Source organism: Frankia sp. CgJB1, from assembly GCF_977947065.1.
In genome coordinates, this window is the sequence record NZ_CDWTNB010000157.1 from 1 (window position 1) to 9,598 (window position 9,598).

7 protein-coding genes are annotated in these 9,598 nt (G+C 72.9%); all 7 read left to right on the forward strand.

What is annotated here, in order from left to right:
- On the forward strand, positions 1-630 hold a 630-nt coding region (ftsL, locus tag AC08OT_RS15985), incomplete at its 5' end, for a cell division protein FtsL (protein ID WP_476602979.1).
- Between the two features lie 86 nt (positions 631-716).
- Positions 717-2,624, forward strand: coding sequence for a peptidoglycan D,D-transpeptidase FtsI family protein (locus AC08OT_RS15990; RefSeq protein ID WP_476593881.1), 1,908 nt, complete (start codon positions 717-719; stop codon positions 2,622-2,624).
- 73 nt (positions 2,625-2,697) lie between these two features.
- Positions 2,698-4,332, forward strand: coding sequence for a UDP-N-acetylmuramoyl-L-alanyl-D-glutamate--2,6-diaminopimelate ligase (locus AC08OT_RS15995; protein WP_476593880.1), 1,635 nt, complete (start codon positions 2,698-2,700; stop codon positions 4,330-4,332).
- On the forward strand, positions 4,329-5,732 hold the full coding sequence (locus tag AC08OT_RS16000; RefSeq protein WP_476593879.1) for a UDP-N-acetylmuramoyl-tripeptide--D-alanyl-D-alanine ligase: 1,404 nt from the start codon (positions 4,329-4,331) through the stop codon (positions 5,730-5,732). Before AC08OT_RS15995 ends, AC08OT_RS16000 begins: the two co-directional genes overlap by 4 nt.
- 49 nt (positions 5,733-5,781) lie before the next feature.
- On the forward strand, positions 5,782-6,849 hold the full coding sequence (mraY, locus tag AC08OT_RS16005) for a phospho-N-acetylmuramoyl-pentapeptide-transferase (RefSeq protein WP_476593878.1): 1,068 nt from the start codon (positions 5,782-5,784) through the stop codon (positions 6,847-6,849).
- Positions 6,850-6,853: 4 nt separating this feature from the next.
- Entirely contained in the window at positions 6,854-8,251 is a 1,398-nt protein-coding gene (murD, locus tag AC08OT_RS16010; RefSeq protein WP_476595926.1) for a UDP-N-acetylmuramoyl-L-alanine--D-glutamate ligase, read from the forward strand.
- A gap of 2 nt (positions 8,252-8,253) precedes the next feature.
- The coding region (gene ftsW, locus AC08OT_RS16015) for a putative lipid II flippase FtsW (protein ID WP_476602980.1) at positions 8,254-9,598 on the forward strand (1,345 nt) is incomplete at its 3' end.

A 9,598-nucleotide genomic window follows, 5' to 3' on the forward strand; every position in this document is an offset into this window, starting at 1 on the left:
GCTCCGGCCATCGACCCGCAGCCGCGCCGGGCGCCGAGCCGGGCGCGGCTCGCGGTGGTCCGGCCGGCGCCGGGCGGGGGCCGCAAGGGTCCCTTCGTCGTGCTGCTGCTGCTCCTGCTGGCCGCTGGTCTGCTCTGCCTGCTGCTGCTGAACCTGGCGTTGATGGAGAACTCGTTCCAGGCCAACACTCTGCGCAATCGGGCGTCCGCGCTGGCGGACGAGGAACAGTCGCTGTCGGTGCGTGCCGACCAGCTCTCCGATCCGGCGTCGCTGGCCGCGCAGGCCTCCCGCTACGGCATGATCCCCGGCGGGGTACCGGCATACCTTCCGCCGGGCGCTCCGCTGCCCGTTGGTTCCCGGACCCTGACCCGGGAACCGGGCAGCGGATCCGTCCTCATCGTCGTGCCCGCATCGCCCGGCCCGAGTCCGGCCGGCGGTCCCGGGAAGAACGGCGGTCCCGGGAAGAACGGTCAGCCAGCGGCCGGCGCGACGGCGGGTGGCACCACCGGTGCCGGCGGAACCGCCCACGCCCGCCTTCCCGCCACCGGGACGGACGATGCCGCGCCCAGTGGTCCGGCGGCCGGTGGTGCCGCGATCGGGGCGGCGGGAAAGGCCGGAGCCGGGCAGTGAGCTCGACGCCCCCGGGCTCCCCCCGGCGCGGTCGCGGACGGCTACGCCTTGTTCCTCCACCGCCACCTTCCGTGTATGGTGGTCGGTTGCGGCGGGATGTCGACGATCCGGGTCGGGGGGCCGGCGACGGGCCCGGTGCGGACGAGTACGGCGACGAGGACCACGACGGCCGGTATGCGGGCCGGCCGGGCTCGGCGCCCCGGCGTCCTGGTCGGGTCAGCCGGCCGCGGCACCCCCGGGTCCGTCGCGCCTACCGGCTGGGCAGCCCGCGCCGGCGGCTGCGGGTGTCCATCGTGCTCATGTGCGCGGTCCTCGGCGTCCTCGGGCTGCGCCTGACCCAGCTGCAGGGTTTCTCCGCCTCCACCTACGCGGCCCAGGCCGAGGCCCAGCGGCTGCGGACCATCGTGCTGCCCGCGGCGCGCGGCGCCATCACCGACCGGGCGGGCCACACGCTCGCGCAGCACGTCGAGCTGCGGGCCGTCTACGCGAACCCGATGAACGTCAGGGACATCGCGGGGACGGCCGCGAAGCTTGCGCCGGTCCTCGACGACAGCACCGAGGCGTTGCGCAGACGGCTCACCACCGACCCGGCCGACCACATCAAGTTCGTTTACCTTGCCCGCGGGCTCACTCCGGACGTGGCGGAGAAGGTCAGCGCCCTGGGGCTGCGCGGTATCGGCATCACCGAGGAACGCGGACGCACCTACCCGTCCCGCGAACTGGCCGCGAACGTCATCGGGTTCATGCGGCACGGCGATGGTGACATCCTCGAGGGCGGCGGCGGGCTGGAGCTGGCGTATGACAAGGTGCTGCGCGGTACCGACGGCCTTCGCTGGCTGGAGGCGAACCCGGCGGGCATCGAGATCCCCTCGGGCCAGAGCCGCGAGAAGGACCCGATCCCGGGTTCCTCGCTGCGCCTGACCCTCGAGCGGGACATCCAGTGGAACGCTCAGAACGCGATCGCCGACGCGGTCCATACCTCCGAGGCCGACGGCGGCATGGTCGTCGTGATGGAGCCCCGCACCGGGGACATCCTCGCGATGGCCGACTCGCCGCAGTTCGACCCGAACAACATCACCGCCCGGGACACCCCGGCGCTGGGCAATCGGTCCACGCGGGACGCCTACGAGCCCGGCAGCGTCAACAAAGTGATCACGATGGCCGCGGCGCTGGACCGCGGTCTGATCACTTCCGAGACCCCGATGACCATCCCGCCGTCCATCACCCGGGGCGGGGTACGCATCGAGGACTCCGAGCCGCACGGCGTCGAACATCTCACCGCCGCTGGCGTCCTGGCCCGCTCCAGCAACATCGGCACCGTGGAGATCTCCGAGCGGGTCGGGCGGATCGGGCTGGAGCAGACGCTGCGCTCGTTCGGGCTCGGTGCCCGTACGGGCCTGAACTTCCCCGGCGAGGGCACCGGCCTGCTGCCGGCCGCCCGGGACTGGTCGGGCAGCCAGGCCGCCACCATTTCCTACGGGCAGGGCATGTCGGCGACGGCGCTCCAGATGGCCTCGGTGTACGCGACCATCGCGAACGGCGGTGTTCGCGTGACCCCGCGGCTCGTCGACGCCATCACCGGTCCGGACGGCGTCGTCAAGGTGATTCCCCATCCGCCTGGTCAGCGCGTCGTCAGCGCGCAGACCGCGGCCACGCTCACCCGGATACTCGAGGCGGTGGCGACGAACGAGGGCACGGCGCCGCTCGCCGAGGTTCCCGGTTACCGGGTGGCCGGCAAGACGGGCACCGCCAAACGGCCCGACCCGGTGCACGGCGGTTACCAGGGCTACGTTCCCTCGTTCATCGGGTTCGCCCCGGCGGATGATCCGCGGGTGGTGGTGGAGATCGTCCTGGACAACTCGAAGAAGGGTTACTTCGGCGGTCAGGTCGCCGCGCCCGTGTTCCAACGTGTCATGTCCTTCGCGTTGACCACCCTCGGCGTGCCACAGCCGATCACCAGGCCCGCACCGCTCCTGCTCGACCTGGACAGATGATCGCGATCCGCGCCGGGACGTGGCGGGCGGGGAAGGCCGGCTGGACCACCGCCGTGCTCGGGCGCCCGTGGGGATGGCCGTGCCCGCCCCCACTAAGGTCGTGACCGTGACCTCTCCGGCACCTCGACCGGCTGCCCCGCCCGCGTGTAGCCTCGCCGATCTGCGCGCGGTGCTCGCGGCCGCGGCGCCCGTCCCGGAGCCGGCGGCGTTCGCGGATGCGGGACATTCGCCGTCGGGCACGCGTGCGGACACGGACACGGACGTGATCGTGCACGGCGTCACCCACGACTCGCGTGCGGTCCGGCCGGGCGACCTCCACGCGGCACTGCCCGGTGCCCACGCGCACGGTGCGGCTTTCGCGGCCGCCGCGGTGGCCGGCGGCGCCGTCGCCGTGCTCACCGACGCCGAGGGCGCCCGCCGGATCGCGGCCGTGCCGGCCGGCCCCCCCGGGGGAGTCCCGGTGCTTGTTAGCGACGATCCACGGCGCGACCTCGCCCCGGTGGCGGCGAGGATCTACGGTGATCCCTCCGCGGCGCTGCGCCTGCTCGGCGTCACCGGCACCAACGGGAAGACGACCACGGCCTTCCTGCTCGACGCCGGGCTGCGCGCCGCCGGCCACACCACGGGCCTGATCGGCACGATCGAGACCCGGATCGCCGACGAACGGCTGGCCTCCGCCCGCACCACCCCGGAGGCGAGCGACCTGCAGGCCCTGCTCGCCACGATGGTCGAGCGTGGCGTGGGGGCCGCCACGATGGAGGTGTCCAGCCACGCGCTGGCCCTGCACCGGGCCGACGCCCTGCACTTCGCCGGGGCCGTGTTCACCAACCTCAGCCAGGACCATCTAGACTTCCACTCCTCCATGGAGGACTACTTCGTGGCGAAGGCGTCCCTGTTCGACCCGGCCCGGACCGCCGTCGCGGTGATTGGCGTGGCGGACCGGTGGGGCCGCCGGCTCGCCGAACGGCATCCCGGCGCGATCACGTTCGCCGTCGAGGGGCCGGCCGACTGGACGGCCCGGGACGTCTCCTACGGGCCGACCGGCACGCTGCTGCGCGCCGAGGGCCCGGACGGGCTGCGGGTGGATCTGTCGGTGCCGCTGCCCGGTGCCTTCAACGTCGCCAACGCGCTCGGCGCGTTGGCGCTGCTCGTCGCCGTCGGGGTCCCCCCGGCCACGGCGGCGGCGGGGATCGGCTCCCTGCCCGAGGTGCCCGGCCGGATGGAGCGGGTCGACGCCGGCCAGCCGTTCCTGGCCCTGGTCGACTTCGCGCACACCCCGGGCGCGGTCACAACGCTGCTAGAGACGGTTCGCCCGCTGGTGAAGGGCAGGGTCATCGTCGTGCTCGGCTGCGGTGGCGACCGCGACCGCGGCAAGCGCCCGTTGATGGGGGCTGCCGCGGCGACACTCGCCGACATCGCGATCTTCACGAACGACAATCCGCGCTCGGAGGATCCGGCGGAGATCCTCGCCCAGATTCTCGCCGGGGTCACGGCGCTGTTGGCCACGGACTCGGCTACGGCTACGGTCCTGGTCGAACCGGACCGCGCCGCGGCCATCGCGGCCGCCGTGGCCGAGGCCGGGCCTCAGGACGCCGTCGTTGTCGCCGGCAAGGGTCATGAGCCGGGCCAGGAACAGGCGGGGGTGGTGACCCCCTTCGACGATCGGGTCGCCCTGCGCGCCGCGCTCTCCTCGGTGGAGAGGAGATGATCCCGCTGACCCTGGCCGAGGTCGCATCGGCGACCGGCGGCCGGCTCGACGCGGTGCCCGACCCGGGCGTCACGGTGCGTTCGGTCGTCATCGACTCCCGCGAGGTCCGCGACGCCGCCTTGTTCGTCGCCCTGGCCGGCAGCCGGGTCGACGGGCACGACTTCGCCGCCGCCGCCGTCGCCGCCGGCGCGCCCGCTGTGCTCGCCGCCCGGTCGGTGGGCGAGCCGGCCGTCATTGTCCCCGATCCGCCTTCGGCGCTCGCCGCGCTCGCCGCGCACGTCCGTGACCTGGCCGCCGCCACCGTGGTCGCCGTGACCGGGTCGGCGGGCAAGACGACGACCAAGGACTTGCTCGCCGACGTGCTGGCCGGGCTCGCCCCGACGGTGGCCGCGCCCGGCTCGTTCAACAACGAGATCGGACTGCCGCTGACGCTGCTGCGCACCGAGCCGGACACGGCGTTCGTCGTCTTGGAGATGGGTGCCCGCGGCCCGGGGCACATCGCCACCCTCTGCGCGGTGGCCCGCCCGGCGGTGGGGGTGGTCCTCAACGTCGGCAGTGCCCACCTGGGCGAGTACGCCGACGGCCGGCTGGGGATCGCCGCGGCCAAGGGCGAGCTTGCCGAGGCCGCGAGCGAGGCCGTCGTGCTCAACGCCGACGACCCGCTGGTCGCGGCGATGGCGGCTCGGACGACGGCCGAAGTGATCACTTTCGGGGAGGGCGGACGGGCCGACGTGCGGGCCGGTGCCGTCGATGTCGACCGGCTGGGCCGCGCCTCGTTCGACTTGCTGGCGTACGGCGAGCAGCACCGGGTGACCCTCGGGCTCGCCGGCGCGCACCAGGTGCCGAACGCGTTGGCCGCGGCGGCCGTCGCGATCCGGTTGGGGCTGTCCCCGGACCGGGTCGCCGCGGCGCTGTCCGCCGCCCGCCCGCGCAGCCGGTGGCGGATGGAGGTGACCACCACTGCGGCCGGGGTGGTGGTCGTCAACGACGCCTACAACGCGAACCCGGAGTCGATGCGGGCGGCGCTGAAGGCGTTGGTGGGCATGCGGGGGAAGGGCCGGGCGTTCGCGGTGCTCGGTCCGATGGGGGAACTCGGTGACGCCGCCGCCGCCGAGCACGACGTGCTCGGCCGGTTCGCGGTCCGCCTCGGGGTCGATCGACTGATCGCGGTGGGTCCGGCGGCCCGCCGCATCCACCTGGGCGCCTCGCTGGAAGGCTCCTGGGATGGGGAGTCGGTGGAGGTGACCGACGCCGACGAGGCGGTGGCCCTGGTGGCCGCGCAGGCCGGACCGGACGACGTGGTACTGGTCAAGGCCAGCCGGTCCTTCGGTCTGGAACGCGTCGCCGAGGCGTTGGTGACCAGATTCGGCGTCCTCGGCGCCGGGATCGAGGGGACATGACGGCGGACGGCTGGCTCCACACACGCGGACCCGCGCGGGTGACGCACGCGTGAGAGGCGTTCTTATCGCGGCCATGGTCGCGTTGGTCGTGTCGTTGCTGGGCACACCCTGGGTGATCCGGCTCTTCCGCCGGCAGGGATACGGCCAGGAGATCCGCGAGGACGGGCCGTCCAGCCATCTGACCAAGCGGGGCACCCCCACGATGGGGGGCACCGTCATCATCGTCGCTACCCTGGCCGGGTACTTCCTGGCCCACCTGGTGACCGGTATCGGGTTCACCGCGTCGGGTCTGCTCGTGCTGATGGTGATGACCGGACTCGGCCTGGTCGGTTTCCTGGACGACTACATCAAGATTCGTAAGCAGCGCAGCCTCGGGCTCACCGCCCGGATGAAGTTCACCGGGCAGGCCGCGGTCGCGATCGTCTTCGGCCTGCTAGCCGTCCGGTTCAAGAACGACGCCGGGCTGCTCCCCGGCTCGACGTACATCTCGATCGTGCGGGACACGAGCTTCTCCGTCGGCATCATCGCCTTTCCCCTGCTGGCCTGGATCATCATCGCCGCGACCTCTAACGCGGTGAACCTCACCGACGGCCTCGACGGCCTCGCGGCCGGCACCTCGGCGATGGTGTTCGGCGCGTACGTCATCATCTCCTTCTGGCAGTTCGGCAACCTGTGCGAGCCGCACGCGGCCGAGGCGGGCTGTTACCTCGTGCGTGATCCCCTCGACGTCGCGCTGGTCGCGGCGGCGGCGATGGGGGCCTGTTTCGGGTTCCTGTGGTGGAACGCCAGCCCGGCGAAGATCTTCATGGGGGACACCGGGTCGCTCGCGCTGGGCGGCGCCTTCGCCAGCATCGCGATCGTCAGCCGGACCGAGTTGCTTCTCGTCGTCCTCGGCGGCCTGTTCGTCATCGAGACCATGTCCGTGATGATCCAGGTCGCGTTCTTCAAGGCGACGAGGAAACGCGTGTTCAACATGGCGCCGATCCATCACCATTTCGAGCTTGCCGAATGGCCCGAGACGACGGTGATCATCCGATTCTGGATCGTCTCGGGACTCGCGGTGGCCTTCGGCCTGGGCCTGTTCTACGCGGAGTTCCTCTCCCACGGAGGTGGCTGACGCCATGACGGGCGACGGCCAGGGCCCGGGCGACCTCGCGACCCCGACCTCCTGGGCGGGTCTGCCCGTGCTGGTCGTCGGGATCGGGGTCTCCGGGCTCGCCGCGGCTCGGGCACTGCTTGCCCGCGGCGCGCGGGTCCGGGTCGTCGACGCCGACGACTCCCCACGTCACCAGGGTGCGGCCGCGACGCTGCGGGCGCTCGGGGCCGAGGTGGACCTCGGCGGCCTGCCGGCCGATCCCGGGGACAGCACGCTGGTCGTCACCTCGCCCGGCGTCCCGCCGACGGCCCCGCTGATCATCGGGGCGGCCGGCGCCGGGATCCCGGTCTGGGGGGAGGTGGAGCTCGCCTGGCGGTGGCGGGGTGGGAGCCGGTGGCTCGCCGTCACGGGAACGAACGGCAAGACGACAACCACCGAGATGCTCGGCGCGATGCTCGCCGCCGGTGGCCGGCGATCCACCACCGCCGGGAACATCGGGACCCCGATCGTGGACGCGGTCGCCGCCGAGCCGCCCTACGAGACCCTCGCGGTGGAACTGTCCAGCTTCCAGCTCCATTACACCCACACCATGGCCCCCCTCGCCGCGGCCGTGCTCAACGTCGCCCCCGACCATCTCGACTGGCACGGGGGCGCGGCGGCCTATGCGGCGGCGAAGGCGAGGATCTGGCGTCGTCCCGGGACGACCGCGATCGGCAATGCCGACGACGCCACCAGCGCGGACCTGCTCGCCGCCGCTCCGGGGCGGCGGGTCCTGTTCGGTCTCGACCCGGCGGCCCGGCCGCGGCCCGGCCTGACCGTCGTCGACGGCCATCTCGTCGACGACGCCTTCGGCGGCGGGCGGCTGGTCGCCGTCCGCGACCTCGCGCTGACCAGCCCGCACATGATCTCCAATGCGCTGGCCGCCGCCGCGCTCGCCCGCGCCGAGGGCGTTGGCCCGGCCGTGATCGGCACGGCGCTTGTCGCCTTCCGGCCCGGCGCCCACCGCAACGCCGAGGTGGCCGTCATCGACGGGGTCCGCTGGGTGGATGACAGCAAGGCGACGAACCCACACGCCGCTGCCGCGTCGCTGGCCGGCTACCCCTCGGTGGTATGGATCGCGGGCGGCCTCAACAAGGGCCTCGCCTTCGACGATCTCGTCCGCGACGCGCGCCGGGTGCTGCGCGCCGCGGTCCTCATCGGGCGCTGCGCTGATGAGATCGCCGCCGCTCTCGCCCGACACGCCCCCGATGTCCCCATGGAACGGGCTGACGGCATGGACGATGCGGTGAAGGCTGCGGCGGCGTTCGCGACCACCGGTGACACGGTGCTCCTGGCACCGGCCGCGGCCTCGATGGACATGTTCCGGGACTACGCGGCGCGCGGAGATCTGTTCGCGGCGGCGGTCCGCGCACGAGAGGGGTAACCGTGGCGGGGTCGGGAGCGTCGTCGCCGCCGTCCACCGGGACGTCGGCGCGGCCCGCGCGGGCGGCGCGGGCGGCGCGAGGGCCCAAAGCCGTGCGAACCGGCTCCGCGGCCGAGCCCGACTCCGCCGGTGGGGGAACCGGCGCGGCGGACGGGGCCGAAGCACGGCTGCCGCTGCTCGACCGGCCGTTGGCGTCCTACTACCTGCTGCTGTCCTCGGCCGGTCTGCTACTGGTGCTCGGCCTGGTCATGGTCCTGTCGGCGTCGAGCGTGCGCTCCTACGCCGACTCCGGCTCCTCCTACACGCTGTTCATCCGGCAGGCGATCTGGGTCGCGATCGGTCTGCCGGTGGTCGCCGTTGCCTCCCGGCTGCCCGTGCGGGTCTTCCGCGCCTTTGCCTACCCGTTGTTGCTCGGGACCGTGCTGATGCTGATGGTGGTGCTCATCCCGGGTATCGGCAGCGTGCGCGGTGGCGCCCGTCAGTGGATCGTCGTCGGGCCGATTACGATCCAGCCCAGCGAGTTGGCAAAGATCGCCCTTGTGCTGTGGTGCTCGGATCTGCTGGTCCGCAAACGGCGGCTGCTGTCCGACCCCAAACACCTGCTCGTTCCGCTGGTCCCGGTGTTCCTGTTCATCGACCTGCTGCTGCTGCTCGAACCGGATCTCGGCGGGGCGATCTGCGTGACCGTCGTGCCGTTGACCGTGCTGTGGGTGATCGGTACCCCGATGCGCCTCTACACCGGGATCCTGGGATCGATGGCCGCCGCGGCGGCGGTCCTCGCCGTGGTCGAGCCCTACCGCATCCGGCGCCTGCTGTCGTTCACCGATCCGTTCGCCGACGCGCACGGCGACGGTTTCCAGGCTGTGCAGGGCATCTATGCCCTGTCGACCGGCGGCTGGTGGGGGGAGGGCCTCGGCGCCTCCCGGGAGAAGTGGCCGCAGTTACTGCCTGCGGTGCACACCGACTTCATTCTCGCGATCATCGGCGAGGAACTCGGGCTGGTCGGCAGCCTGGTGGTGGTGGGTCTGTTCGGCGTGCTGGGATACGCGGGGCTGCGGATCGCGCACCGTTGTGACGAGCTGTTCGTCCGGCTCGCCGCCGCAGGGGTCACCGCCTGGATCCTCGTCCAGGCGATGGTCAACATGGGTGCCGTCGTGGGTCTGCTGCCGATCACCGGCGTCACCCTTCCGCTGGTGTCGTTCGGTGGCTCCGCGTTGCTGCCGACCCTCGCGGCCCTCGGCATGCTGCTCTCCTTCGCCCGGTCCGAGCCGGCCGCGGCCGAGTTCTTGTCCCGACGGGCCGAGGAACGCCACGCCGCGCGCCTCGCCGCGGCCGGCCGGCGCCGCC

Excerpts from the sequence above, each read along its gene's own strand:
- AC08OT_RS15995 (WP_476593880.1), top strand. The coding sequence starts at position 2,698 with ATGGCCGTGCCCGCCCCCACTAAGGTCGTGACCGTGACCTCTCCGGCA.
- AC08OT_RS16000 (WP_476593879.1), top strand. The coding sequence starts at position 4,329 with ATGATCCCGCTGACCCTGGCCGAGGTCGCATCGGCGACCGGCGGCCGG.
- murD (WP_476595926.1), top strand. The coding sequence starts at position 6,854 with ATGACGGGCGACGGCCAGGGCCCGGGCGACCTCGCGACCCCGACCTCC.